This is a genomic window from Tenacibaculum singaporense, assembly GCF_003867015.1.
GTDB classification, from domain to species: Bacteria; Bacteroidota; Bacteroidia; order Flavobacteriales; family Flavobacteriaceae; genus Polaribacter; species Polaribacter singaporensis.
Window position 1 is genome coordinate 2,115,221 of sequence record NZ_CP032548.1, and the last position, 25,775, is coordinate 2,140,995.

25 protein-coding genes, 1 other RNA gene and 1 pseudogene are annotated in these 25,775 nt (G+C 31.7%); 10 read left to right on the forward strand and 17 right to left on the reverse strand.

Translation table 11 applies throughout. The features are described from left to right. Positions 1–841: 841 nt before the first annotated feature. From mazG to ruvX, 4 genes are read right to left on the reverse strand one after another with little or no spacing between them, the layout of a single operon-like run. Entirely contained in the window at positions 842–1,621 is a 780-nt protein-coding gene (mazG, locus tag D6T69_RS09355) for a nucleoside triphosphate pyrophosphohydrolase (protein ID WP_125067488.1), read from the reverse strand. Positions 1,622–1,624: 3 nt separating this feature from the next. Next, entirely contained in the window at positions 1,625–2,047 is a 423-nt protein-coding gene (locus D6T69_RS09360; protein WP_125067489.1) for a DUF5606 family protein, read from the reverse strand. A 27-nt stretch (positions 2,048–2,074) separates the two neighbouring features. After that, positions 2,075–2,659 (reverse strand): peptide deformylase, encoded by a 585-nt coding sequence (gene def / locus D6T69_RS09365; protein ID WP_125067490.1) that lies wholly within the window; start codon positions 2,657–2,659, stop codon positions 2,075–2,077. A gap of 54 nt (positions 2,660–2,713) precedes the next feature. Then, complete coding sequence (ruvX, locus tag D6T69_RS09370; RefSeq protein ID WP_125067491.1) at positions 2,714–3,124, reverse strand: Holliday junction resolvase RuvX; 411 nt, start codon at positions 3,122–3,124, stop codon at positions 2,714–2,716. 119 nt (positions 3,125–3,243) lie between these two features. Between ruvX and D6T69_RS09375 the strand changes: the two genes are divergently transcribed. Continuing rightward, positions 3,244–4,059, forward strand: coding sequence for a 2,3,4,5-tetrahydropyridine-2,6-dicarboxylate N-succinyltransferase (locus tag D6T69_RS09375; RefSeq protein WP_028891899.1), 816 nt, complete (start codon positions 3,244–3,246; stop codon positions 4,057–4,059). A gap of 35 nt (positions 4,060–4,094) precedes the next feature. Here D6T69_RS09375 and D6T69_RS09380 read toward each other — a convergent pair whose 3' ends face one another. Next, a complete protein-coding gene (locus D6T69_RS09380) occupies positions 4,095–4,856 on the reverse strand; it encodes a glycosyltransferase family 2 protein (RefSeq protein ID WP_125067492.1) in 762 nt (253 codons plus the stop codon). A gap of 47 nt (positions 4,857–4,903) precedes the next feature. Between D6T69_RS09380 and D6T69_RS09385 the strand changes: the two genes are divergently transcribed. Then, positions 4,904–5,662 carry a glycosyltransferase family 32 protein gene (locus D6T69_RS09385; RefSeq protein WP_125067493.1) on the forward strand — a complete coding sequence of 253 codons (759 nt, stop codon included), beginning with the start codon at positions 4,904–4,906 and terminating at the stop codon, positions 5,660–5,662. On the opposite strand, the gene D6T69_RS09390 is transcribed toward D6T69_RS09385, so the two are convergent. Next, positions 5,649–6,629: a polysaccharide pyruvyl transferase family protein gene (locus tag D6T69_RS09390; RefSeq protein WP_125067494.1), complete on the reverse strand. Its 981-nt coding sequence runs from the start codon at positions 6,627–6,629 to the stop codon at positions 5,649–5,651. The genes D6T69_RS09385 and D6T69_RS09390 overlap by 14 nt on opposite strands. 60 nt (positions 6,630–6,689) lie before the next feature. Between D6T69_RS09390 and D6T69_RS09395 the strand changes: the two genes are divergently transcribed. After that, a complete protein-coding gene (locus D6T69_RS09395; protein ID WP_125067495.1) occupies positions 6,690–7,238 on the forward strand; it encodes an L-threonylcarbamoyladenylate synthase in 549 nt (182 codons plus the stop codon). Between the two features lie 5 nt (positions 7,239–7,243). After that, positions 7,244–8,668 carry a CCA tRNA nucleotidyltransferase gene (locus tag D6T69_RS09400; protein WP_125067496.1) on the forward strand — a complete coding sequence of 475 codons (1,425 nt, stop codon included), beginning with the start codon at positions 7,244–7,246 and terminating at the stop codon, positions 8,666–8,668. Positions 8,669–8,704: 36 nt separating this feature from the next. On the opposite strand, the gene D6T69_RS09405 is transcribed toward D6T69_RS09400, so the two are convergent. The 4 genes from D6T69_RS09405 to D6T69_RS09420 all read right to left on the reverse strand — a co-directional run bounded on the left by D6T69_RS09405 (position 8,705) and on the right by D6T69_RS09420 (position 13,834). After that, the gene (locus D6T69_RS09405) at positions 8,705–10,534 is read right to left on the reverse strand and encodes an ABC transporter ATP-binding protein (protein WP_125067497.1); all 1,830 of its coding nucleotides are present in this window, start codon (positions 10,532–10,534) and stop codon (positions 8,705–8,707) included. Further along, on the reverse strand, positions 10,534–12,243 hold the full coding sequence (locus D6T69_RS09410; RefSeq protein WP_125067498.1) for a phospho-sugar mutase: 1,710 nt from the start codon (positions 12,241–12,243) through the stop codon (positions 10,534–10,536). The genes D6T69_RS09405 and D6T69_RS09410 overlap by 1 nt, the downstream gene beginning before the upstream one ends. 33 nt (positions 12,244–12,276) lie before the next feature. Then, positions 12,277–13,233 carry a glycosyltransferase family 2 protein gene (locus tag D6T69_RS09415; RefSeq protein ID WP_125067499.1) on the reverse strand — a complete coding sequence of 319 codons (957 nt, stop codon included), beginning with the start codon at positions 13,231–13,233 and terminating at the stop codon, positions 12,277–12,279. Positions 13,234–13,312: 79 nt separating this feature from the next. Next, positions 13,313–13,834 (reverse strand): DUF4199 domain-containing protein, encoded by a 522-nt coding sequence (locus tag D6T69_RS09420; protein WP_125067500.1) that lies wholly within the window; start codon positions 13,832–13,834, stop codon positions 13,313–13,315. A 176-nt stretch (positions 13,835–14,010) separates the two neighbouring features. Here D6T69_RS09420 and ffs point away from each other — a divergent pair. Next, an RNA gene (gene ffs / locus D6T69_RS09425) (signal recognition particle sRNA small type) lies at positions 14,011–14,109 on the forward strand. Positions 14,110–14,129: 20 nt separating this feature from the next. Here ffs and D6T69_RS09430 read toward each other — a convergent pair. Further along, entirely contained in the window at positions 14,130–15,056 is a 927-nt protein-coding gene (locus tag D6T69_RS09430) for a tyrosine recombinase (protein ID WP_125067501.1), read from the reverse strand. A gap of 97 nt (positions 15,057–15,153) precedes the next feature. Here D6T69_RS09430 and D6T69_RS09435 point away from each other — a divergent pair, with 97 nt between their 5' ends. The 3 genes from D6T69_RS09435 to aroQ all read left to right on the forward strand — a co-directional run bounded on the left by D6T69_RS09435 (position 15,154) and on the right by aroQ (position 16,875). Then, positions 15,154–15,675: a hypothetical protein gene (locus D6T69_RS09435; protein WP_125067502.1), complete on the forward strand. Its 522-nt coding sequence runs from the start codon at positions 15,154–15,156 to the stop codon at positions 15,673–15,675. Positions 15,676–15,884: 209 nt separating this feature from the next. Further along, positions 15,885–16,361 (forward strand): outer membrane beta-barrel protein, encoded by a 477-nt coding sequence (locus tag D6T69_RS09440; RefSeq protein WP_125067503.1) that lies wholly within the window; start codon positions 15,885–15,887, stop codon positions 16,359–16,361. A 97-nt stretch (positions 16,362–16,458) separates the two neighbouring features. Beyond that, on the forward strand, positions 16,459–16,875 hold the full coding sequence (aroQ, locus tag D6T69_RS09445) for a type II 3-dehydroquinate dehydratase (RefSeq protein ID WP_125067504.1): 417 nt from the start codon (positions 16,459–16,461) through the stop codon (positions 16,873–16,875). Here the strand turns inward: aroQ and D6T69_RS09450 are convergent. Both D6T69_RS09450 and D6T69_RS09455 read right to left on the reverse strand, forming a co-directional pair. Then, complete coding sequence (locus tag D6T69_RS09450) at positions 16,852–18,039, reverse strand: lipoprotein N-acyltransferase Lnb domain-containing protein (protein ID WP_240628294.1); 1,188 nt, start codon at positions 18,037–18,039, stop codon at positions 16,852–16,854. The genes aroQ and D6T69_RS09450 overlap by 24 nt on opposite strands. 83 nt (positions 18,040–18,122) lie before the next feature. Beyond that, the gene (locus tag D6T69_RS09455; RefSeq protein ID WP_125067505.1) at positions 18,123–19,100 is read right to left on the reverse strand and encodes a YheT family hydrolase; all 978 of its coding nucleotides are present in this window, start codon (positions 19,098–19,100) and stop codon (positions 18,123–18,125) included. Positions 19,101–19,199: 99 nt separating this feature from the next. On the opposite strand from D6T69_RS09455, the gene D6T69_RS09460 reads away from it, so the two are divergent. Beyond that, complete coding sequence (locus tag D6T69_RS09460) at positions 19,200–19,952, forward strand: CDP-alcohol phosphatidyltransferase family protein (protein WP_206197803.1); 753 nt, start codon at positions 19,200–19,202, stop codon at positions 19,950–19,952. Positions 19,953–20,495: 543 nt separating this feature from the next. On the opposite strand, the pseudogene lptB reads toward D6T69_RS09460, so the two are convergent. From lptB to D6T69_RS09480, 4 genes and pseudogenes are all read right to left on the reverse strand, one after another. Next, positions 20,496–21,230, reverse strand: a pseudogene (gene lptB, locus D6T69_RS09465) (LPS export ABC transporter ATP-binding protein); the annotation flags it as partial. An 86-nt stretch (positions 21,231–21,316) separates the two neighbouring features. Next, the gene (locus tag D6T69_RS09470; protein ID WP_125067506.1) at positions 21,317–21,664 is read right to left on the reverse strand and encodes a carboxymuconolactone decarboxylase family protein; all 348 of its coding nucleotides are present in this window, start codon (positions 21,662–21,664) and stop codon (positions 21,317–21,319) included. Next, positions 21,639–22,460, reverse strand: a complete 822-nt coding sequence (gene tatC, locus D6T69_RS09475; RefSeq protein ID WP_125067507.1) for a twin-arginine translocase subunit TatC — start codon at positions 22,458–22,460, stop codon at positions 21,639–21,641. Before tatC ends, D6T69_RS09470 begins: the two co-directional genes overlap by 26 nt. Before the next feature lies 1 nt (position 22,461). Then, complete coding sequence (locus tag D6T69_RS09480; protein WP_125067508.1) at positions 22,462–23,433, reverse strand: KpsF/GutQ family sugar-phosphate isomerase; 972 nt, start codon at positions 23,431–23,433, stop codon at positions 22,462–22,464. 146 nt (positions 23,434–23,579) lie between these two features. Here D6T69_RS09480 and D6T69_RS09485 point away from each other — a divergent pair, with 146 nt between their 5' ends. Next, complete coding sequence (locus D6T69_RS09485) at positions 23,580–25,775, forward strand: RecQ family ATP-dependent DNA helicase (protein ID WP_125067509.1); 2,196 nt, start codon at positions 23,580–23,582, stop codon at positions 25,773–25,775.

Here is a 25,775-nt window from a genome sequence, read left to right on the forward strand (position 1 = left end):
TAACGACGTGGCTATCTTTTAGTGGATACAAAGATTGCTTCACTTTATTAGGTACTCGTACTTTTACGTTATGCAGATTTTGTCTTAACCTTCTGACAGTAGCGTCGTGTGTTATGGTACTTATAATGACGTTCGAGAGTTGTCATTTCGAACCAAGCGATAGCGGAGTGTGAGAAACCTTATAATCGAATATTTGTAACTCTAAATGGTATCTGTGACTTCATTGGATGAGATTCCTCTCTCGCGTTCGGAATGACAGGAAATATCATAGCAGGGAGTAGTAACAATTAAAGGCATTAGTTATGGATGTTGCTATTCTTTTCATATTAACGTCTTATATTATGACCTACAAGAAAATCTTTAAAAATCAAGACAGCAGTAGTGGGCGTAAGATAAAAAGCTGTTTGAGCGATAGCGAAATCGTTAGATTCATGAGTTCTTTGATAAAAAATAAAGATAACACGAACAATTCTTTTTATCAGTGGAAGGTGTCGTAGTATTTTCTCAAGATTTTATGGGAAGTCTTGATTTTTGTTTCTTTTTATCAAGAAAAAGAATATCAACAATACTTTTTACATTATGTAGATTTTGTCTTAACCTTCAGACAGTAGTGTCTAAAGTCATAGGATAGTACTGTCTGATGTCAACGGACAGTAGTGTCGTGTGTTATGGTACTTATAATGACGTTCGAGAGTTGTCATTTCTAAGAAGGTACAACTGAGAAACCATAAGATTCAACAGAGTTACATCTTAATAATAGAGTGTTTGTGACTCTAAAGAGTAATTGGAACTTCATTGAGTGAGATTCCTCTCTTGCGTTCGGAATGACGAATAGATTAGTTTATTTGAAGAATTCTTTTGAATTTTCCCAATGAACATCCATTTCAGCGAGGGTCATGTCAGAAAGTTGTTTGCCTTCTTTTTTGGCAGCTTCTTCTAAAAACTGAAAGCGATTGATGAATTTTTTGTTGGTTTTTTCCAAGGCGTTTTCAGGGTTTACTCCAATAAAACGCGCGTAGTTAATCATAGAGAATAAGACATCTCCAAATTCTTTTTCTATTTTCTCTTGATTGTTGTTTTTGATTTCGTCGTTCAATTCAGAAAGCTCTTCTTGAACCTTTTCCCACACTTGATGTGGTTCTTCCCAATCAAAACCAACGCCAGCAACTTTATCTTGAATACGATTGGCTTTTACTACCGCAGGTAAACTTTTAGGAACGCCTTCTAAAACCGATTTATTCCCTTCTTTTAGTTTGAGTTTTTCCCAGTTTTTCTTAACGTCTTCTTCACTTTCAACAACCACATCACCATAAATATGCGGATGACGGTCGATAAGTTTGTCTGAGATGGCGTTGGCAACGTCAGCAATGTCGAAAGCTTGTTTTTCGCTACCTATTTTAGCATAAAAGACGATGTGCAAAAGCACATCGCCTAATTCTTTTTTTATTTCTTGTAAATCGTTGTCTAAAATAGCATCTGCTAACTCGTAGGTTTCTTCAATAGTTAAATGACGCAGACTTTGTAAGGTTTGTTTTTTATCCCAAGGGCACTTCTCACGAAGATCGTCCATGATGTCTAACAAACGATTAAAGGCGGCTAACTGTTGCTTACGAGTATTCACGATTTAAGCTTCTTCTGTAGTTGTTTCTTCAGCTTCTGCTAACGTGCTAAAGTCAAAATCACCTTTCGCTAAGATATTGTACCACTGAATTACTTTTTTAATGTTTGAAGCATATACACGCTCTTCATCAAATCCAGGTAATACTTCGCCAAAATAAGTAGTTAATTTATTAGCGCTTTCTTTGTGAGAAATAGCTTCTTTACCATCTTCTTTATCGGCAATATTTTTAAGTACTTGCGCTAAAGGTACTTCCTCTTCGTACGTGTAAATAGCGATATTTTCTAATAAGCTTACGTTATGAGTAGCAGTAATAGGAAAACGTTTACCGTCAACAATAGACTTTACGATAACTCCTGTTTTAGTTTGTGATAAGATTTCATACAAACCTGGCTTACCTGTTACAGCTATAATTTTGTTAAATTCCATGTCTTAATGTTTTTTAGTGTATAACTATTATCTCTTAGCATTAGGAAAACGCATGCGATATCCAGCGTTTACTTTCCCTTTAGAAATATTGTCTAATTTCTTTTTAATTAATCTCTTTTTTAAAGAAGAAAGTTTGTCGGTAAACAAAACTCCTTCAATATGATCATATTCATGTTGAAAAACACGAGCAGGCAATCCGCTTAAGGTTTCCGTGTGTTTTTCAAAATTCTCATCTTGGTATTCAATAGTAACTTTTTCTTGACGAAAAACATCCTCATTAATGGTAGGAATGCTTAAACATCCTTCATTAAAAGCCCATTCGTCACCTTCTTCTTTAACGATTTTCGCATTGATAAAAACACGATTAAAGTCTTTAAAGAAATTCTTCTCTTCTTCACTTAAATCTTCGTCTTCAGCAAAAGGAGAAGCATCAATAATAAACAAACGAATGTCTTTTCCTATTTGAGGAGCCGCTAAACCAAGTCCGTTAGCATTGTACATTGTTTCTCTCATATCGGCAATTAGTTTTTCTAACTGCGGATAATCTTTATCGATTTCTTTTCCTACTTTACGTAAAACGGGATCTCCGTATGCTACAATGGGTAAAATCATTTACTTTTTAATTTTAAGGAATGCAAAAATACAAAGAATGCTTTTGGTAGAAAATTATTTGTTGTATAAATACGACTGTAAGATGATTGTAGCACTTATTTCGTCTACTAAAGCTTTGTTTTGACGTTGTTTTTTCTTTAAACCGCTATCAATCATTGTTTGAAAAGCCATTTTAGAGGTAAAACGCTCATCTACACGTTTTATGGGGATAGAAGGAATAGCTTTTTCAAGCTTTTGAAGAAAAGGAGTTATGAGTACTTCACTTTCACTATCAGAATTATCCATCTGCTTTGGTTTTCCTACTAAAAAAAGTTCAACGTTTTCTTTTTGAGTATACTCTTTTAAAAATGCGATAAGTTCAGAGGTGTTTACAGTTGTTAAACCCGAAGCAATAATTTGAAGCTCATCGGTTACAGCAATTCCTGTTCTTTTTTTTCCAAAATCTATGGCTAATATCCTGCCCATTCTATAAGTTTTTGCAAAGGTAGCTAAATTAAACAAGGAAGAAATATCTGTTTAAAAAATGTATCTTCGCGGTATATTCTTGAAAGCAACTTTATTTTTGCTGAAAAATATTATTTAAAATGACAGAATTACAATCAATTATAGAAAAAGCGTGGGATAACCGCGATTTACTGAAGGAAGAAACTACGATTAATGCTATTAGAAAAGTAGTAGATTTATTAGATGCAGGAGATTTACGCGTTGCGGAACCAACGGACAATGGATGGCAGGTAAACGAATGGGTAAAGAAAGCAGTAGTGTTGTATTTTCCTATTCAAAAAATGGAAACGTTAGAGGCAGGTATTTTTGAATATCACGATAAAATTCCATTAAAAAGAGGTTATGAAGCAAAAGGAATTCGTGTAGTACCAAATGCTGTAGCTCGTCACGGAGCCTATATTTCAGCAGGAACTATTTTAATGCCTAGTTATGTAAATATTGGAGCGTATGTTGATGAAGGTACGATGGTCGATACTTGGGCAACTGTAGGTTCTTGTGCACAAATTGGTAAAAACGTACACTTATCTGGTGGAGTAGGAATTGGAGGGGTTTTAGAACCTTTACAAGCAGCACCGGTAATTATTGAAGATGGAGCTTTTATCGGTTCTCGTTGTATTGTTGTTGAAGGGGTTAGAGTAGAGAAGGAGGCTGTTTTAGGTGCGAATGTGGTATTAACTATGAGTACTAAAATTATTGATGTAACAGGTGATGAACCAGTTGAAATGAAAGGAGTAGTACCAGCACGTTCTGTAGTAATTCCTGGAAGTTACACGAAGAAGTTTGCTGCAGGTGAATATCAAGTTCCTTGTGCTTTAATTATTGGTAAACGTAAAGAGAGTACAAACAAGAAAACTTCGTTAAATGATGCTCTTAGAGAGTACGATGTAGCGGTTTAAGAAAACATAAATAGTATATAAAAAAGGGAAGATTTTTAAATCTTCCCTTTTTTATTGTTTTCATATAATTTTCTAAGTTTTGCATATTTCATATAAGAAAAAAAGGCTTGCATCATAGAAAATGTTATTCCGTCTAATCCGTGAAAAATACCTTTCTTAAGAATGTAACAACGTAAAAAAGACCACAGTCCATGCCCTATAGGGGTAAAGAAGTTTACTTTTTTGTTTTGTTCAAAATATTCTTCCGATTGCCAAGTAGTATATAAGTTATATTTTCCTATAATTTGATGAAAATCCTTCCAACCATAGTGTAATAAATGAAGTTTGGTTGTTTTTAAATTGGCGGCTTGTATGCTTTGATGAACTTTGGTGGTTGCAGGTTTAGCGGTTTGCTTGTTAAAAAACCTACAAGTATACGATGGGTACCATCCGGCAAAATCAATAGGTTGATCTTTTAAAAAGTTTTTACGTCTAAAATTATAAGCATCGTAAGGTTCATTTAAATACTTTCCGCTCTTAATAAATTCAAAACTATCTTCATCAAGGCGTTCATCAGCATCTAAGTTTAGAATCCAATCATTCTTACAAAATTGAAGCCCATGTACTCTTTGAGGTCCATCTCCTAAGAACTTTTGTAAATAAACTTTAGCTCCCATAGATTCTGCTATTTCAACAGTCTTGTCAGAACTAAAAGAATCAATTATAATTACTTCATCACATACGCTGTTTAAAGAAATAATACAATCTTTAATGTTTGCTTCTTCATTAAAAGTAATTACGAGACCACTTATATTCATGTGTAAATATTATTGTAGATTTGTGCGGTCAAAAATACAATTATTAAATGATTCCAAAAATTATACATTTCTGTTGGTATGGTAAAGGTGAGTATAATGAAACAATAAAAAAATGTATTGCTTCATGGGAGGAAAAACTACCTGATTATACCATAAAGAAATGGGATGAAACGAATACACCTTTTGATAAATTACCTTTTTTAAAAATGTTATACAAACAAAAAAAATGGTCGTTTATTACAGATTATGTTCGGTTGTATTCTATATATAAAGAAGGAGGGATTTATGTAGATACAGATATAGAAATGGTTACTACTTTTGACCATTTATTAAATGAAAAAGCGTTTGTTGGTTTTCAAGGAACATTAGAGTCTGAAAAGTATCCATTAAATTCTGCCGTTATTGGAGGAGAAAAAGGCAATGGTTTCATTTTAGATTGTATTAAAGCAACAGAAGAAAAACAACGCTTATATTTTAATGCAATGGGCGGTCCACCAATAGTATCGAAAGTATTGTTGAGTTACGGATTGAAAGAGTATAAAAAGCAGCATTTAAATGATGTTTTATTGTTGCCAACAGAATACTTTTTTCCTTTTGCGTGGAATGAAAAGTTTACACAAGAATGTATTAAACCAGAAACAGTATGTATTCACTGGTGGGAAGATTCTTGGGGAAATAAACAAAAAGGCTTTTCATATTTAGTTGATAGCCTTAAAAGAAAAGCAGTTAAATTACCCTTATTGATTAAGAATAGAATTAAATTCTTAATCAATAAGGGTAATTTTTATCATATTAATTCTTTGTAAAATCAGTACAACGATCAATTAGATGCTGAGTGTATTGTAGATGACTTGTAGGATTAGGAATTGGTTCTTCCCAATTTATTTCATCAAGTTTAATTAAGTTTAAGTTTTTTAACGAACTTAAATCAAGCCCAGAATCAAGATTAACCATGTTAAAGTGCTGTACAATTCCATCCAATCTTGATAAGTCAGAAGAATTATTTAACCCTCCCATGATAAAAATAACAGGAGTTCCCATTGCTAAACAAGGCAGCGCACAGTGAATTCTAGAGGTTATTACCAGTTTTGCTGAGGCAAATGTTTTTAACAAGCGCTCCGCTTCTTTAAACCTATCTTCAGAAGTAGTTCCTTTTTCTTTATAAAATGCAGTTTCAAACTTAGCATTGTTAACTATTTCTTCAGGAAATATAGATTTTAAATACTCTTTATGATCTTGAAGCTTAGGTAATTTAAACTTAATTAAATCACGGTAATAGTGTCTAGGAATTCTTTCGTAATAAGATTTCTTATCTAAGTTAAAAAGGACATCGAAAAATACAATATCATCTGTTTTAGGAACCTCAATCTTAGGAAGAGTAGTAGTTAAGCAAGAAGAGTAATACGAATCAACTCCATATTTTTTTAAAATATTTACAGTGTAAAAGTCTCTACATCCAATAGGTTCATACTGTTTTAAATAAGTGATGTTTTCTTGTCTACTTAATAAAGTATCTGCTATATGTGCATTTAAATGAAAAGAAACAAATAAAGGATCAATATTAGGAGATATGGGCCAATTTTTGGTTTTATACATAAACCAGCCGTTCATAATCAATTTACAAGGTTCAATATTTTTATCATTCAAGTACTCTCTATTCAGAAGTAAATCAATATTCGAAAAGTATTGCTTAGCAGCGATACTTTGAACATAATCTCCAATATTAAAATAACCTCCTGTGGCTTTATAGTCTAAAAGTGCGTTTTTACTCATAAAGCAAAAATATCTTTTTTTATTGATGTAGTGTAATAGTTTAAAGTATAAATTTGTACGATGATTATAGAAATAAAGAACCACTTACTTAATGGAAAAACGATTCTTTATCCAACTGATACAGTTTGGGGATTGGGTTGTGATGCAACTAACCAAGAAGCTGTTAAGAAAATCTATCAATTAAAAAATAGAGAAGAATCGAAGAGTCTAATTATTTTGGTAGACTCTATTGAAATGTTGCAAAACCATGTAGGTAATATTCCTGAAAAAGCTTTGGAAATTTTAAAGACATCAGTAAAACCTACTACCATTATTTACAATAACCCAAAAGGATTAGCAGCTAACACCATTGCTGTAGACAATACAATTGCTATTCGTATTCCAAAGGATGAGTTTTGTATTCAGTTAATTAAAGAGTTTGGAAAACCTATTGTTTCTACTTCTGCAAACGTAAGTGGAGAGCCCACACCAAAATCATTTTCAGAAATAAACGAAGCAATTTTAAAGAATGTAGATTATGTGGTAGATTTGCATCAAGAAAAAATAGCAGAAAAGTCTTCAACGATTTTAAAAATTGAAGGTGACGATGTTATTGTGATTAGAGAATAATTTGTATGCAAAAACAATATTTTAAGGAAGCAATTTCTGCAGAAATATTTCAATATATATCCCAAGCCGCTAAAGATTTACAACTAGAGAGTTATGTAATTGGTGGCTTTGTACGTGATTTTATTTTACAACGTGGTACAGCCAAAGATGTAGATGTAGTTGCAGTTGGAAGTGGAATAGATTTAGCACAAAAAGTAGCTGAATTACTACCCAATAAGCCAAAAGTTCAGGTATTTAAGACTTACGGAACAGCTATGTTGCGTTTTCAAGATATTGAAATAGAATTTGTTGGGGCTAGAAAAGAATCATATTCGGAAGAAAGTAGAAACCCTAAAGTTTCTGAAGGAACCTTAGGAGACGATCAAAATAGGAGAGATTTTACAATTAATGCTTTAGCATTAAGTTTAAATGAAGATGATTTCGGATTGTTACTTGATCCTTTCGGAGGAATGGCTGATTTGGAAGCTAAAATAATTAGAACTCCCTTAGATCCAGATATTACCTATTCTGACGATCCACTACGCATGATGCGTGCCATTCGTTTTGCTACCCAATTAAATTTTGAAATAGAAGAACAATCATTAAATGCAATAACAAAAAATGCTTCGAGAATTGAAATTATTACTCGTGAGCGCATTGTGGTTGAACTGAATAAAATTTTGGAAGCTCCAGTGCCATCAACTGGATTCTTGTTACTTGAAAAAACAGGCTTATTAGATCGAATTATTCCTGAATTAACTGCTTTAAAAGGGGTAGAAGAGGTAGAGGGACAAAAGCACAAAGATAATTTTTACCATACCTTAGAAGTAGTTGATAATATTGCTGAGAATACGGAGGATGTTTGGCTTCGTTGGGCAGCACTGTTGCACGACATAGGTAAAGCGCCAACGAAACGTTATCACAAAAAAATAGGTTGGACGTTCCATTCTCATGAATTTGTGGGGTCGAAGATGGTGTATAAATTATTCAAACGTTTAAAAATGCCATTAAATAACAAAATGAAGTTTGTTCAAAAAATGGTGATGTTGAGCTCTCGCCCGATTGTTTTAGCAAGTGAAGTGACAGACTCTGCTGTACGTCGTTTAATTTTTGATGCAGGAGATGATGTAGAGTCTTTAATGACATTATGCGAAGCAGATATTACAACGAAAAATCCAAAAAAGTTTAAGCGTTATCACAAGAATTTTGAGATTGTTCGTCAAAAAATTAAAGAAGTTGAAGAACGTGATAGAGTGCGTAATTTTCAACCTCCAATTACAGGAGAAGAAATAATGGAAGCTTTCAATTTACAGCCTTGTAGAGAAATAGGTCAGATAAAAGAAGCGATTAAAGAAGCCATTTTAGATGGCAAAATACCTAATGAACACGAAGCCTCTTACCAGTTTATGTTGGAAAAAGGAGCACAGTTAGGATTAAAAACAAATCAATAATAAAAAAAGAGAAGCAAAATTGCTTCTCTTTTTTTATTATCCTAACGATTGCATGGATACGAGTTTGAAATATTCTCCATTTCTATCGAGCAATTCTTCGTGTTTTCCTTGCTCTACTATTTTTCCTTTTCTAAGAACAACGATATTGTCAGCCTTTTGAATGGTTGATAGTCTATGAGCAATAACTAAAGAGGTACGGTGTTCCATCATTTTATCCAAGGCTTGTTGAACTAACTGTTCGCTTTCAGTATCTAAAGCAGAGGTGGCTTCATCTAAAATCATAATTGGAGGGTTTTTTAATACAGCTCTAGCAATACTTAAACGTTGTTTTTGTCCACCAGAAAGCATGTTTCCTCCATCACCAATATTAGTATCATACTTGCTCGGTAAATCTTTTATAAACTCATGGGCATTCGCTACGTTTGAAGCTTTAATCACTTCCTCTTCAGTAGTGTTTTCTTTGCCTAAAAGAATATTATTTTTAACGGAGTCATTAAAAAGGATTGAGTCTTGTGTTACCATTCCCATTAAATCACGTAGAGATTCCTTTTTTATATTTTTTATGTTAACCCCGTCAATAAGAATTTCTCCAGAATCAACGTCGTAAAAGCGAGTAATTAAATTAGCTAATGTAGATTTTCCACTTCCTGATTGGCCAACAAGAGCGACGGTTTTTCCTTTAGGAATTTTCAAGGAGAAGTTTTGTAAAACGTAATCATCTTGATATTTAAAAGAAATATTTTTAAACTCTATTTCAGTATCAAAAGATGTTTTATCAATAGCATTAACTGTATCTTCAATAGGGTTTTTGGTTTCTAAAATCTCAAAAATTCTATCAGCAGAAGCACTTCCTTGCTGAATTCCATACATAGCTGTTGAAATAGCTTTAGCAGGGTTTAGGATTAAATAAAATAAACCTATATAACCAAAAAATTCTTGAGGCTGTAAAGTGCTATTGTTTGCAAGAACAAGTTTTCCCCCAAACCAAAGAATAGCAACAATAGTTACAGTACCTAGAAATTCACTTAAAGGTGAAGCTATCATTTGTCGGTGTTTCAGGCTTGTCATTAAGCCAAAAAGATTATTAATAGATTTTCCTACTTTAGAATTAATAGCTCTTTCAGCAGTAAAACTTTTTATTATTTTTAATCCTCCTAAGGCTTCGTCAACAATAGATAAAAAATACCCGTTTTCTTTCTGAAAATTAGAAGATGATGCTTTTAGTTTTTTACTAGCTGTAGAAATAATAAAACCTGAAATTGGTAATAGTAGAAACACAAATAGTGTAAGCTTAACACTAATAGCAAACATGGAAATTAAAGTAAAAACAATAGTTAATGGCTCTCTAACAATAGTTTCAAAAGAAGAAAGATAGGTAAATTGTATTGTGTGAACATCTGATGTAATTCTTGCTATAGCATCTCCTTTTCTTTTTTCTGAAAAAAATGAAATTGGTAGTGAAATATACTTAGCAAACATAGAAGATTGAATATCTTTTATCGTATTTGTTTGTAAAAAAACCAACGTATAAGAAGCAAGGTATCTAAAAAGGTTTTTAAAGAAAAACAAGAATAAAGTTGTTAAACTAACAAAAAGCAATGCCTTTTCTGAACCGCCACTCTCAATCATTTGAGATATTTTATAATTAAGGCTACCTTGCACATAATCATATATAGAGGTTATTCCACTATAACTAGGTTGGCTTGTTACGATTTCTTCTTTACCAAATAAAATTCCTAAAACAGGAATAAAAGCTAATACTGATAGGACATTAAATACAGCATATAGCACATTAAAAAATATGTTTAAAAAAGCATATTTTTTATACGGTTTGGCAAAGTTTACTATTTTTTTAAAACTACTCACTAGAAATTTAGTTGTTTAATAATTCGTTGTATTTTGGTGTCTAGCTCTTCTTCTACTGCCTTAGCATTGGAAATATCATTTAATTTACTGTTAACGCTAAAGTAGAATTTAATCTTTGGTTCAGTACCACTTGGGCGAGCGGCAATTTTAGTTCCGTCTTGGGTTTGATAGATTAATACATTTGATTTAGGAATATCAATTACAGTTTCTTCACCAGTTAGTAAGTTTTTTCTTATTGAAGATTGATAATCATACAAATACTCAACTTTAGTACCATCTATTTCAGTTAATGGATTGTTGCGTAAATCAATCATCATTTGTTTGATTTGTTGCGCACCGTCCATTCCTTTTTTTACTAAAGAAATCAAATGTTCTTTGTATAAATGATGACGTGTGTATAAGTTTAATAATTCTTTATAAAAAGAACTATTATTAGCTTTTGCATTAGCTGCAATTTCACAAGCAAGTAGGGCAGAGGTAACTGCATCTTTATCGCGAACAAAATCACCTACCATATAGCCAAAACTCTCTTCGCCACCACCAATAAAATTAAGTTCTGGGTGATCTTTGATCATTTTAGCAATCCATTTGAAACCTGTTAAACCAACTTTAGTTTCAACTCCATAAGAATCGGCAATTTCATTGACCAAATTAGTAGAAACTATCGTAGAACCTACGAATTGCTTTCCGTTTAGTTTTCCTTGTTTTTTCCAATCGTTGATTAAGAAATCGGTCATCATACTCATGGTTTGATTTCCGTTTAACAAGGTCATGTTTCCATCTATATCTCTTACTGCTATTCCAATTCTATCTGAATCTGGATCAGTTCCTAAAACAATATCGGCGTCAATTTTATTAGCCAAATCTACGGCCATTTTAAGAGCTGCTGGTTCTTCAGGATTTGGAGATTCAACCGTAGAAAAATCACCATCAGGAATGGCTTGTTCTTCAACAATATGAACCTGTGTATATCCTGCACGTTTTAAAACTTCAGGAATTAATTTGATTGAAGTTCCGTGTAACGAAGTAAATACAATTTTTAAATCTTCACGTCTTTTTATATCAAAAGTACCATTGGCTAAGGAAGCTTTCCAAAAAGCTTCATCTATTTCACTTCCAATAGAAGTAATTAATTCTTCTTTCGTATTGAAATTGATTTCAGAAAAATCTAAAGAATTTACTTCATTAATGATTTCTGTATCTTGTGGAGGCACTATTTGTCCGCCATCATTCCAATATACTTTATATCCGTTATATTCTGGTGGGTTATGAGAAGCTGTTAAAACAATTCCAGCATCACACCCTAAGTAATTTACAGCGAAAGACAATTCTGGGGTGGGGCGCATATCTTCAAATAAAAATACTTGAATGTTATTTGCTGATAACACATTAGCAACCACCTTTGCTAACCATTCACTATCATGACGGCAATCATAACCGATAGCTACTTTTAACGCTTTATTAGGGTATGTTTTATGTAAGTAATTACTTAACCCTTGGGTAGCCTTTCCTAATGTATATTTATTAATTCGGTTAGTACCTGCACCTACAACTCCACGCATTCCACCCGTTCCGAATTCTAGGTTTTTATAAAAACGATCAGCTAAATCCTCAGCACTAGAGCTGATTAATTGCTTGATTTCTTGTTGTGTTTCTGAATCGAAAGTGTCAGAAAGCCATTGTTTAGCGTTGTTTAAAATCTCTTTCATGTATCAAATTAAAAAACGTACAAAGGTACGAGTTTAAAAATTCAGTTGTTCTCTAATTTTATAATGTTTTTGTTGTGGATTACTCTTAATAATCAGTTCGCCTAAAAAGCCTGCTAAAAATAAAAGTGTACCTAAAATCATAGAAGTTAAGGCTATGTAAAACCAAGGGTTACTGGTAACAAGTATTGTTTTTATACCAGAAGATAGATGGTATATTTTCATCGCTCCAATATAAAAGGCTGAAAGGAAACCAAAGATGAACATTAACGTTCCCCACAAGCCAAAAAAGTGCATAGGACGTTTTCCAAATTTAGATAAAAATGAAATGGTAATTAAGTCTAAAAATCCATTTACAAAGCGATCCATACCAAATTTTGTCACTCCATATTTTCTAGCTTGATGCTGTACTATCTTTTCATCAATACGGTTGAATCCTTCATTTTTAGCTAGCACAGGAATGTATCTGTGCATTTCACCACTTACTTTTACTGCCTTCACTACTTCATTTTTATAAGCTTTTAGTCCGCAGTTAAAATCATGTAATTTTAATCCTGATGTTTTACGTGCTGCCCAATTGAATAGCTTAGATGGAATATTTTTAGTGACCACATTGTCATAGCGTTTTCTCTTCCATCCAGAAATTAAATCAAAATTATTTTCAGTGATTAAGCGGTATAGTTCAGGGATTTCATCCGGACTGTCTTGTAAATCGGCATCCATGGTAATTACAACGCGCCCTTGTGCTAATCCGAAACCAGCGTCTAAGGCTTGAGATTTACCATAATTTTTTTGAAATCGAATACCTTTTATAGACTTGTTTTTAGTAGATAATTCCTCAATAACACTCCAAGAAGTGTCAGTACTACCATCATCAATAAAAATAAGTTCATATAAAAATCGATTGGATTGCATAACTTTTGCAATCCAATCGTGTAACTCGTGTAAAGACTCTTCTTCGTTAAGAAGTGGTATTACAACCGATATATCCATATATTTTGTTCAATGTTTAAAAAGGTAAAGTTACGAAGTATTACTTTTATGTAAAACTTTAACCTGTTTAAACTATGTTTTAATATTGTTCTTCTTCTGTTTTTTTCATGATAGCGCCTCCAATTGCAGAAATGATAAATCCAAAAAATGCAGATACTACTATTGACAGGGGTATTGTTATTACAGGGCTACTAAACTTTTTGGACATAGCTTCAGAAGCTTCTATTTGTTCATCAGTCATACCAGCATCAATCCAGGTTTGCTTTTGAACTTCCATCATTTGTGCTTGAAAGTCAGGTTCAATAACATTTGTGAAAATTAAGGTATAGACAGTTGTAATAACTGCACTTATTAGAGCTATTCCAACCCCAACTTTTAAAGCTTGACCAAAAGTTAAAAAACCGTTATTATCAGTCTTGAACTTTTTAATTCCTAATATAATAAGTATAATCATTGCCACAAAACCGATTATACCACTTAACCAACCAAATTTTATTAAGGTTCCCGAGGCATAAAATGCTAAGTGAATAAAAACTCCGATGATACCTAAATATAATCCATAGTTTAAAATAATGTTTTTGCTGTTTGCTTGATTTTCCATTGTGTGAATTTAGTTAGTGATACAAATATATTCTTTTTTAATGTTACGTTTATTTAATACTGATAAAAGCAAAAAATAAAAACAACAAACTATTAGTATTCAAAAACTTATAAATGTTACAGTTTTTTTATTGAAATTTTGTTGTTATTTACGAAAAAATGGTTGTAAATTTGCATCGGCAAGTCCTACACAACCAGCTCCCTTTGAATCCCCCAGGGCGGGAACGCAGCAAGGGTATTAGGTCGTAGCGGTGTGATGTAGGTAGCTTGCCTTTTTTTGTACCCAATAGTTTCGTTTATTCCTCTTCCTCGTTTTTTATTTTCTTATCACTTCTAGGGTGATGTTCTTCAACTACTTTTTTAAGAAAACTAGTATCTAAATGCACATAAATCTCTGTAGTTGTAATACTTTCATGTCCTAATAATTGTTGAATAACACGTAAATCAGCTCCTTCTTTTAGTAAATACGTAGCAAAAGAGTGTCTTAGTGTATGCGGACCAATACTTTTTTGAAGATTGATTTTTTGAGCTAACTCTTTTAGAATTATAAAAATCATTTGTCTAGTTAAACGCTTTCCTCTTCTATTTAAAAAAACTGTATCTTCATCTTCTTTTTTGGGAGTAATTTGAGACCTGATTTCATTAATATAAAAGCTAAGTCTATGAATTGTTGTGATATGTATAGGGACAAAGCGATATTTGTTTCCTTTACCTAGTATACGTATATAACCATCATCAAAAAATAAATCTGAAAGTTGTAGGTTGATTAATTCACTAACACGAAGACCACAACTATATATGGTTTCAATGATAGTTTTGTTGCGTTCTCCTTGAGGGTGGCTCAAATCAATTGCAGCAATTAGTTTATCAATATCTTCTTTTTCTAAAGTGTCTGGTAATTTTTTAATAATGTTAGGGCTTTCTACTAAATCAGTAGGGTTGTCTTCTCGATAATCTTCAAATACCAAAAAATCAAAAAAGCTACGTAAACCTGAAATTAATCTAGCTTGACTACGAGCATTGATACTTTTGCTAGTTTCATAGATGAATTGCTGAATAGTATCTGCAGTTATATGAATTGGAGAAGAAGAGTTTTCTAGATTATCTACAAATAAAAAGAGCTTATTTACATCTCTTTGATAACTATCTATAGAGTTTTTTGAAAGCCCTCTTTCGATTTTTAAAAAGTTAGTATAATCAGATATAGCTTGTTTCCAGTTCATTATAAAAAGAGGTGCTTTTTGTTAGAAAAAGAGATTGTTAAAAATAAAAATAAAACTATTTTTGCAGCACAAACTTAAAATTATAAATTTAAAAATTATGAAAAAATTATTATTAGTAATTGCTATGGTAGCTGCTAGTTTTACAGCGAATGCACAAGAAGCTAATGAACAAACAGCAAAAGGGAAGTGGTTAGTAGAAGGTAACACAGGGTTTGGAGCTGCTCACGGAGCTGCTACAGGATTTCAGTTATCATCTATTGATACACCAGCTGGGTCAGAAACTGTATGGGGAATTGGAGCTGAAGCAGGTTATTTCATTATGGATGATTTAGCTGTTAAATTAGGATTAGGTTATAATGATTTAGGAGCTCAGGATGCTTTTTCTTATAAGATTGGAGCTAAGTATTATATCTCAAGTATGATTCCAGTACAAATTGATTACTCAGGAGCTTCTTATGATACTTATGATGCATCATATTTAGGATTCCAAGCAGGTTATGCTATTTTCTTAGGAGATATGGTGAGTATCGAGCCAGGATTAAGATATAACTTAGGTTTAGGTGATACAGAAGATATCAACACTTTCCAACTTAATGTTGGGTTTGCTTTACATTTCTAAATAAAACTTATAGAATATATTAATGAAAAGGGGGTAATTATACTCCCTTTTTTTATGCTAAAAAATATTTTTTTAGTTAACTTTTTTATTATTAGTATTTTAAGTGGTGTTGTATGTTTTAACCTCTTTTTTATAAAAAAAATGAGCTATTAAAACCTTATTTAGGTGTATCTTTGCCGGCTCAAAATAAAACTTATAAAACAAAAATTATGAAAAAAATTTTAGTAGTTGCTATGATGGCTTTAGGATTAGCTGTTAATGCACAAGAAACAGAATTAAACGTTGGTGGAACTATCGGATTACCTTCAGGAGATTTAAATAGTGATTTCTATGATGTGTCTGGAGCAATTGAAGCTAATTATTTATTTAATGTAGCTGAAGGATTTAAAGTAGGACCATCTGTATCTTACTTACACATTAACGGAGACGGACCAGATTTAGGTTACTTACCTTTAGCTGCTGCTGCTCGTTATAATGTATCTGAGAAGTTTGTAGTTGGAGCTGACTTAGGTTATGGAATTGGTGTTTACCAAGATGGTCAAGATAGTGGATTTTACTACAGACCAATGGTAGGTTACAAAGTAACTGAAAAAATTACAATTCAAGCTGATTACAAAGGAATTAGTCTTGATGGAGGTACCGTTGCTACATTTGGTTTAGGAGGAACTTATTCTTTCTCTTTATAGTAATAAACTTTACAATAAGAAAAAAGGAAGCAAATTTGCTTCCTTTTTTTATGCTTAAAAGTTAAAATGAGTATTTTTACTTTAGAAAATATTAAGAATGAAAAAAATAACTATAATCAACGGTCCTAACTTGAATTTACTAGGAAAGCGCGAACCAACTATTTACGGGGATGGTACTTTTGAAGATTACTTGAAAAAATTAAAAAATAAATATGTAGATATTCAGTTAGAGTATTTTCAATCTAATATTGAAGGAGAAATAATAGATAAACTGCATGAAGTTGGTTTTGATTATGATGGTGTCATTCTAAATGCAGCAGCCTATACACATACTTCTATTGGTATTGGTGACGCTGTAAAAGGTATTGAAACACCTGTAGTTGAAGTGCATATATCTAACATACATGCTCGTGAGGAGTTTCGTCATGTAAGTTACATAGCTCCGAATGCAAAAGGAGTTATTTTTGGTTTTGGACTGAAAGGGTATGAATTAGCGCTTCAAAGTTTTTTGTAAATACCAATAACGTATTCCTAAAAATACAAATAAAGGAATCATAGGGTAGGTATATAACTGTACTTTAGTTAACCATACAAATGGTATAATTATTAAAAAAAATAATAGAACTAGACAGTATTTATAAACCCAAATAGGAGGCTCTTTTTTTAATAAGATAAAGGCTATAATAACATTTGGAGCAAAAGCCCATAAAAAGTTAAAGTTATTTGGAGCTGTGGAGTGATTGGTGAAGAACCATAAGAAAACAATTAATAAACCTAAAACCCCTGTGATGAAAAATAAAGTAAAATCAAGCCATTTGGTTCTTTTAGAGTTTTTAATATCTTTATAAGTAATAAATAATCCCAGTAGAGAGAATAATAAAATAATTAAAAACGGACTAAGAGCATCACTTTTTGATTCTTTCTCTTTAAAATCGAGCAAGATATTAGTTTTTTGTACTAAGGCTTCTTCTTTTTCACCTTTAATTATCCTAGATGCTTTTAAAGCTTCAAAAACATAATCGGGTAGATATAAATATTCTGAAGGTGTTGCAATTTTATCTAATTTACTTCCCAGTGCAATATTAATTCCTAAACTACCCCAAGTGTTCGGATTGATTTCGTTGTTCATTAATTGTCTTAGAGATTGTTTTTTAGTAACAAAATCATCCTTGAAAACTAAATTATCACTTGTAACTTTTTGTATTATATCACGCGGTCTAGTAGCACAGTTATCAAAAAAAGGGTCGTAAAAATAGCTTGCATTTTCAGGTAGAACATTTGTTTCTAAAAACTGAAAGAACTCATTTCTTTGTTGCTGTGTTAAATTTAAAATTTGCTCTTTAACCCAACGTTTGTCTTGTTGAGCACTTTTTAAAGATAAATGAAACGGATAACGAGCCAATTTATATTTCATATAACCTTTAGTAAAGTTTACATAAAAGTTAGGGTCGTCAAAATCAAAAATTCCATAGTTGTAAAGTAAATCTAACTGTAAAACAGGATCTTTCACACGAATAGCTGTGTGTCCAAATTTCTCGTATAAAACTTCTCCAGGACCAGAAGTAATGATACTGATTTGAGAAAACTTAGACAAACCTAAAGTATTAACTCTTTGAGAAAAACCTAGGTTATTAACTACTAAACAAAGTAAAAGAAATACATGTTTTTTTATCATCATAAGGACCTGAGAGGGTTATTGTTGGTGTTTATACAAATATCATAAATCTGATTAATATAACTGGGGATTTTTTAGGTTATTGTTTAAGGTTTAATTCCAAGAGTTTCATGAATAAATTTTGAAATCCGTTGTTCTAACCACCTGTTTTCTGTATTAGAAAAAGAAGATATAAAGCCAACATGTCCACCATAATTTGGTGTGGATAAATAAAAGTTTTTCATGTTTTTTGCTTCTTTTATCGGATAACATTCTTTTGATAAAAAACTATCATCTAAAGCATTTATGAGTAATGTAGGGACTTTTATTTCAGGAATGAAAGGTTTTGCACTTGCTTTTTCCCAATAATCCTCTGAACTTTTAAATCCAAAAACAGGAACTGTATATTGTTTTTCTAAATGTCTGAATTTACTTGCTTTGAATAAAAGTTCTTTGTCGAGCTGAAAATCAGGAAACTTTTCGGCTTTTTGTAACAGTTTCAACTTCATGGTACGTAAAAACTCATTTAGGTAAATTTTGTTTTTTAGTTTGTTTAATTCGGCTTGAGAAGAAGTTAAATCTACAGGAACAGAAACAGCTATTCCTCCTTTAACTTCCGAAGGAATATCACTATATTCTCCTAAAAATTTAAGTGTTAGGTTACCTCCTAAGCTAAAACCAATAATTATAATGTTTTCGTAATTATAATTACTATTTAAATGCTTGATAACAAACTCAACATCATCAGTTTTTCCACTATGGTAAGTTTCTAAAAGTAAATTATCTTCTCCGCTACAACCTCTTAAGTTCATGCAAACTGTATCGAAACCAATATTGTTTAAATGATTAGATGTTGTAATCATATAGTTTGATTGAGAACTCCCTTCTAGTCCATGAATTAATAACACGAGTGTTTTAGATTCGACTAAAGAAAAGTCTAAATCAATAAAATCGGCATCCCAAGTTGTAATTCTTTTTCTTTTATACTTAATAGTGTCTTTCATGAATAAAGGTCGATAAACAGTGTTGAAATGAGCACTTTTAAAAGGTAAACTAGGAGAGAATGTATCTGAAATAATTGGCATAATACTATTTTATAGCTTTTTAAACAAAGATGACAAAAAATAGCTAAAATGTAAAAGCCATTGAATGATTTCTTATTTTAGCTGTAAATTATGAGTACTATGAATATTAAAAAATATATTCCCAATTTATTAACTTTAGGAAACCTGTTATGTGGTACTATTGCTACTATTTTTGCTATAAAAGGTGATTTTTTTGCTACAGCAATTTTGGTAATGCTAGGGATACTTTTTGATTTTTTTGATGGATTTGCCGCTCGTATGTTAAAAGTACAAGGTGAATTAGGAAAGCAGTTAGATAGTTTAGCAGACATGGTAACGAGTGGGGTAGTACCGGGAATTGTAATGATGCAAATGTTGGTGAATGCTTTAGATATAGATGCTGTTGGATATTTTGGAGTTGATGAGTACGGAGCAACAGGCAGTAATTTACCATACATAGGATTATTATTAACATTGGGAGCTGGGTATCGTTTGGCAAAATTTAATATTGATGAACGTCAATCTGATAGTTTTATAGGTGTACCTACACCTGCTATGAGTTTGTTTGTGATTTCATTACCATTAATAGCTCAATTTGATAAAGAATCGTTTTTAATAGGTTTTATTGAAAATCAATATTTTTTGATATTAATTACAATATTATTTACGTACCTAATGAATGCTGAAATCCCGTTATTTTCTCTAAAATTTAAGAACTTTTATTTTAAAGATAATGTGATTAAGTATGTGTTTTTAGCTTTGTCGGTTATATTAATTGTAACGCTAAAAATAGTAGCAATTCCAATGATTATTCTTTCTTATGTAGTGTTATCTATAGTAAATAATTCTGATAAAAAACTTTCTTCAAAATAGAATTTGAAAAACTTTAATAGTATATAAAAAACACGTTGATTATCAACGTGTTTTTTTTAGTTGGATTTAGAAAATATTTTACGCGTTTTTTTGAGGTTCAAAAATGTTACTTATAAAATGATAATTGTCTAAAGATATTTTATCTTCTGCAAAGGCTTTATCCATAAGTTTATTTTTTGAAAACTCTCCTTTTTTATAAATATCCCAGTTTTCGTTATTTCTATTGGTTAATATAACTTTGTCAGAGTCTATTTCAAAGTTACACCAATCATTATAATTAGCTATTTTTTTATAGTTATGATCAGATACTTTAATATTTCCTTTTACATTTAAGTTTTTAATATCAATAGAAAGGTTACAGAAATCAACAAAACTCATATTATCGGCAGGTACTACAAGAAATGAATTAACATTTCCTTTTTTTCTATATAGTTTAAAACCTTCTTTTAAATTATGAGTGTGGTATGCTTCTGAGAAAGAAGAGAAGATATCTTCTTCTTTTGCATTTTCAATTATAAAATGATTTTGTGTTACAGCTTGATTATCAAATTTCTTCTTTTTAAGCTCAAAATCCTTTCCAAGATATACTCTACGAACAGTTTCGTCTTCAGCCAGTTCTTCAGGAGTTCCTTCTTTTAAAATACCTCCATTATACATTAAGTAAGTTCTATCTGTAATTGCCAACGTTGCTTGTACATCATGATCGGTAATTAAAATACCAATATTTTTATTTTTCAGCTGTGCTACAATTCCTTGAATATCTTCCACCGCAATAGGATCTACGCCGGCAAAAGGTTCATCTAATAAAATGAATTTAGGGTCAGAAGCTAAACAACGTGCTATTTCTGTTCTACGACGCTCACCACCAGATAATAAATCACCACGGTTTTTGCGTACATGTCCTAAACTAAATTCATCAATTAGTTCTTCTAAGCGTTGTTTTCTTTCAGCTTTAGTTCTGTCAGTAAATTCAAGAACTGACATAATATTATCTTCTACTGAAAGTTTTCTAAAAACTGAAGCTTCTTGTGCCAAATAACCAATTCCTTTTTGAGAACGTTTGTACATAGCATCGGTAGTAATTTCTTCATCATCTAAAAAAATATGACCGTCATTAGGTTTAATCATTCCTACTATCATATAGAAAGAGGTTGTTTTACCAGCTCCGTTAGGACCTAATAACCCAATAATTTCACCTTGCTCAACTTCTAAAGAAATTCCTTTTACTACTTTTCTGCTACCGTATATTTTTTGTATGTTGTCTGCTCTTAACTTCATTTATTATTATTGAAAATGGAATTGATTAAGGTATAAAAGTAACAAAACTGTTTCTTAAAAACTTCTTAAATCAATATATGTATAAATTAAGCTTCGTTTTCTAAAGCTTCCCAAAATTCTACAGCTCTTCGTAAATGAGGAATTAAAATAGTTCCACCAACCAATGTAGCAATACTCATAGTTTCCATCATCTCTTCTTTGGTAACACCGTTTTCGTAAGCTGTTTTTAAATGATAAGCAATACAATCATCACAGCGTAGAACAGCAGATGCTACTAAACCTAGTAATTCTTTAGTTTTAACAGGTAAATGCCCTTCGGTAAAAGCATTGGTGTCTAGGTTAAAAATACGTTTGATTACTTTATTATCTGATGCTAAAATCTTTTCGTTCATTTTAGCACGGTAGTCGTTAAACTCTTGGACTTTTTGTGACATTCTTTTGTTGTTGTTTTATGACAAATTTTGAAACATAAATACTCATTTCATATAAAATCATGATAGGTACCGATACAATTATTTGACTAGCTACATCTGGCGGGGTAATAATTGCAGATAATACCAATACCACTACTAAGGCATGCTTGCGATATTTTCTTAAAAACTCTGGTGTAATCAATCCTATTTTTGAAAGGAAGAAAATAACTACAGGGAGTTCAAAAAATATAGCCACACCTAATAATGTGTTAGTAATAAGGCTAATGTAAGCCTCTAGTTTAAAGTTGTTTTGTATGGCGTCTGATATTTCAAAATTGTAAAAGAAATATACAGACATTGGTAGAATAACATAATAGCTAAATAAAATACCTAGAAAGAATAGAAAAGAAGAGGTAAAAATAAAACCTTTTGATTTCTTCTTTTCACTTTCATGCAAACCAGGAGCTATAAATCGCCAAAACTCCCATAAAATATAAGGAAAGGCAACTACAAATCCTAAAATTAGTGAAGACCAAATTCCTGTCATTAATTGTTGAGTAGGATTTAAAGCTTGTAGCGTTTGTTTGAATTTTATTGTACAAAAGCTACTGTCAATTCCAATAGAAGAAAATACTTTACAAAAGAATTGATAGGTTGCAAAATCAGGTTTTAGATGAGCTAAAAGTATCTCGTTAAAAACAAAATTGATGTTTGCAAAAATTACAATTGCAACAATAAAAATAGCTGCAAAACTCCTTACTAAATGCCATCTTAATTCTTCAAGATGGTCTAAAAAAGACATTTCCTTTTCTGCCATCTTAAAATATTCCTTCTTTAATTAAATCGTGTAAGTGTACTACACCTACATAATTGTTGTTTGCGTCTGTAACTAAAATTTGTGTGATATTATTGTTTTCTAACGTGTCTAGAGCTTCAACAGCCATAGCATCTACATCAATTGTTTTTGGTGTAGTACTCATAATATCAGCAGCAGTAAGCTCATCTATTTTAGTTGTTTTACTTAGCATTCTACGAATATCCCCATCGGTAATAATTCCCGTAATTATATCATTATCATCAACAACAGCAGTTACACCTAAGCGTTTTTCTGAGATTTCAACAATTACCTGAGTAACTTTATCGACACTTTTTACTTTAGGTAATTCGTTATTTTTAATAAGGTCAGATACTCTTAAATATAAACGTTTTCCTAAAGCACCTCCGGGATGATATTTAGCAAAATCACTACTAGTAAAACCTCTTAACTCTAATAAACAAACAGCTAATGCATCTCCTAGAACTAATTGAGCAGTGGTACTAGTTGTTGGTGCTAAATTATTAGGGCAAGCTTCTTTTTCAACAAAAGAATTTAAAAGGAAGTCAGCATTTTTTCCTAAGAAAGAATCAGGATTTCCTGTTATAGCGATAATTTTGTTGTTAGAGTTCTTAATTAAAGGCACTAAGACTTTTATCTCAGGAGTGTTTCCACTTTTAGAAATACAAATCACTACATCGTTATCCTGTATATTACCTAAATCACCATGTATAGCATCAGCAGCGTGCATAAAAACAGCAGGTGTACCTGTTGAGTTAAAAGTAGCTACCATTTTAGTAGCAATATTGGCACTTTTTCCAATACCAGTTACAATAACACGACCTTTAGAATTAAATATAAAATTAACAGCGTCCGTAAACGAGCTATTTAATAAATTTGCTAAATTAGCAATAGCATTACTTTCTAAAAGGATAGTTTCTTTTGCGGTTGAGAGAATAGCGTTTGCGTCTTTCAAGTTAAAAAAGTTTTAAGTAAATTTTTAAAGTGTAAAAATAGGAATATTTGAGAAGAAAATCTTTTTTAATAAAAAGAAAGTTTACGTTATATATTGTTGGGAATTTTTGTAAATTAGTTCTCGTTTTTAATTTTTGATATTAGAAGATGAATAAAGAGCAGACGGATTTATATGGATCATTAAAAAAAATCTTCGGATTTAACCAGTTTAAAGGGCTACAAGAAGATGTAGTTAACAGTGTGTTAGAAAATAAAAACACATTTGTTATTATGCCGACTGGTGGTGGTAAATCGCTATGTTATCAATTACCTGCCTTAATGAAGGAAGGTACAGCAATTGTGGTATCTCCATTAATTGCTTTAATGAAAAATCAAGTAGATGCCATTAGAGGGATTTCTGAAAATCATGGAATAGCCCATGTATTAAATTCTTCGTTGAACAAATCGGAGATTGCACAAGTAAAATCAGATATTGAATCGGGAATTACCAAGTTATTGTACGTAGCTCCTGAATCTTTAATTAAAGAAGAGTACGCTGAGTTTTTAAGAAGACAAAAAATATCATTTGTAGCTATTGATGAAGCACACTGTATATCTGAGTGGGGGCATGATTTTAGACCTGAGTATAGAAATCTGAGAAATATTATTAAACAGATTGATAATGTACCAATTATTGGTTTAACTGCAACCGCAACAGAGAAAGTACAAGAAGATATTCTTAAAACTCTTGGAATGTCAGATGCAAATGTGTTTAAAGCATCTTTCAACAGATCAAATTTATTCTACGAAGTTAGGCCTAAGACTAAAGATGTAGAAAAAGACATTATTCGCTTTATAAAACAACGAATAGGAAAATCAGGTATTATTTACTGCTTGAGTCGTAAAAAAGTGGAAGAAATAGCGCAAATTTTACAAGTCAACGGAATTAATGCTGTTCCTTACCATGCAGGTTTAGACGCAAAAACACGTGTAAAGCATCAAGACATGTTCTTAATGGAAGATTGTGATGTTGTAGTAGCTACTATTGCTTTTGGTATGGGAATTGACAAACCAGATGTTCGTTTTGTAATACACCACGACATTCCTAAAAGTTTAGAGAGTTATTATCAAGAAACTGGTAGAGCAGGACGTGATGGAGGAGAAGGTTATTGCCTAACTTTCTATTCATATAAAGATATAGAAAAGCTTGAGAAGTTTATGGCGAACAAGCCTGTTGCTGAGCAAGAAGTTGGACATGCTCTATTACAAGAAGTTGTAGGGTACGCTGAAACATCAATGAACAGGCGTAAATATTTACTGCATTATTTTGGAGAAGAATTTGATGAAGTAAATGGAGAAGGTGCTGATATGGACGATAATATGCGAAATCCTAAGAAGAAGCACGAAGCTAAAGATGAAGTAGTAACCTTATTATCTGTTATTAGAGATACTAGTGAAATGTATAAACCAAAAGAAATTGTAAACACAATTATTGGTAAAGAAAATGCATTGTTAAAGTCTCATAAAACAAATGTTCAGCCTTTTTTTGGTATTGGTAAAGCTAAAGACAATCATTATTGGATGGCTTTAATCCGTCAAGTTTTAGTTGCGGATTTAATCAAGAAAGAAATAGAACAGTATGGAGTTTTAAAACTAACAAAAGAAGGTAAAGAGTTTATAAAAAATCCATCATCATTTATGATGACAGAAAATCACGTATATAAAACAGCAGATGATGGTACTATTATTACCAATGAAAAATCAGCAGGAGGAGTAGATGATAAATTGGTAGTGATGCTAAAAGATTTAAGAAAGAAAGTAGGAAAACGTTTAGGAGTTCCTCCTTTTGCGGTTTTTCAAGACCCATCTTTAGATGATATGGCATTGAAATACCCTGTAACATTAGATGAACTTGCAAAAGTTCATGGTGTTGGTGAGGGGAAAGCCAAAAAATATGGTAAAGATTTCGTTGCGCTTATTTCAAAATATGTGGAAGACAACGATATTATGCGCCCTGATGATTTAATAGTTAAAAGTACTGGAGTTAATTCTGGATTAAAGTTATACATCATTCAAAATACTGATAGGAAATTGCCTTTAGAAGATATTGCTAAGTCTAAAGGTTTAGAAATGTCTGAATTAATAAAGGAGATGGAAGCTATTGTATTTTCTGGAACTAAACTTAATATTGATTATGCAGTAGATGACTTACTTGATGAGGATCAGCAGGAAGAAATTCATGATTATTTTATGGAAGCTGAGACAGATAAAATTCAAGAAGCCTTGGATGAGTTTGATGGAGATTATGATGATGATGAATTACGATTAATGCGTATTAAATTTACCAGTGAAATAGCTAACTAA

Coding starts and splice junctions, on each gene's coding strand:
- D6T69_RS09360 (WP_125067489.1), bottom strand. CDS start 2,047: ATGGAATTTAACAAAATTATAGCTGTAACAGGTAAGCCAGGTTTGTAT.
- def (WP_125067490.1), bottom strand. CDS start 2,659: ATGATTTTACCCATTGTAGCATACGGAGATCCCGTTTTACGTAAAGTA.
- ruvX (WP_125067491.1), bottom strand. CDS start 3,124: ATGGGCAGGATATTAGCCATAGATTTTGGAAAAAAAAGAACAGGAATT.
- D6T69_RS09375 (WP_028891899.1), top strand. CDS start 3,244: ATGACAGAATTACAATCAATTATAGAAAAAGCGTGGGATAACCGCGAT.
- D6T69_RS09380 (WP_125067492.1), bottom strand. CDS start 4,856: ATGAATATAAGTGGTCTCGTAATTACTTTTAATGAAGAAGCAAACATT.
- D6T69_RS09385 (WP_125067493.1), top strand. CDS start 4,904: ATGATTCCAAAAATTATACATTTCTGTTGGTATGGTAAAGGTGAGTAT.
- D6T69_RS09390 (WP_125067494.1), bottom strand. CDS start 6,629: ATGAGTAAAAACGCACTTTTAGACTATAAAGCCACAGGAGGTTATTTT.
- D6T69_RS09395 (WP_125067495.1), top strand. CDS start 6,690: ATGATTATAGAAATAAAGAACCACTTACTTAATGGAAAAACGATTCTT.
- D6T69_RS09400 (WP_125067496.1), top strand. CDS start 7,244: ATGCAAAAACAATATTTTAAGGAAGCAATTTCTGCAGAAATATTTCAA.
- D6T69_RS09410 (WP_125067498.1), bottom strand. CDS start 12,243: ATGAAAGAGATTTTAAACAACGCTAAACAATGGCTTTCTGACACTTTC.
- D6T69_RS09415 (WP_125067499.1), bottom strand. CDS start 13,233: ATGGATATATCGGTTGTAATACCACTTCTTAACGAAGAAGAGTCTTTA.
- D6T69_RS09420 (WP_125067500.1), bottom strand. CDS start 13,834: ATGGAAAATCAAGCAAACAGCAAAAACATTATTTTAAACTATGGATTA.
- D6T69_RS09430 (WP_125067501.1), bottom strand. CDS start 15,056: ATGAACTGGAAACAAGCTATATCTGATTATACTAACTTTTTAAAAATC.
- D6T69_RS09435 (WP_125067502.1), top strand. CDS start 15,154: ATGAAAAAATTATTATTAGTAATTGCTATGGTAGCTGCTAGTTTTACA.
- D6T69_RS09440 (WP_125067503.1), top strand. CDS start 15,885: ATGAAAAAAATTTTAGTAGTTGCTATGATGGCTTTAGGATTAGCTGTT.
- aroQ (WP_125067504.1), top strand. CDS start 16,459: ATGAAAAAAATAACTATAATCAACGGTCCTAACTTGAATTTACTAGGA.
- D6T69_RS09450 (WP_240628294.1), bottom strand. CDS start 18,039: ATGATGATAAAAAAACATGTATTTCTTTTACTTTGTTTAGTAGTTAAT.
- D6T69_RS09455 (WP_125067505.1), bottom strand. CDS start 19,100: ATGCCAATTATTTCAGATACATTCTCTCCTAGTTTACCTTTTAAAAGT.
- D6T69_RS09460 (WP_206197803.1), top strand. CDS start 19,200: ATGAATATTAAAAAATATATTCCCAATTTATTAACTTTAGGAAACCTG.
- D6T69_RS09470 (WP_125067506.1), bottom strand. CDS start 21,664: ATGTCACAAAAAGTCCAAGAGTTTAACGACTACCGTGCTAAAATGAAC.
- tatC (WP_125067507.1), bottom strand. CDS start 22,460: ATGGCAGAAAAGGAAATGTCTTTTTTAGACCATCTTGAAGAATTAAGA.
- D6T69_RS09485 (WP_125067509.1), top strand. CDS start 23,580: ATGAATAAAGAGCAGACGGATTTATATGGATCATTAAAAAAAATCTTC.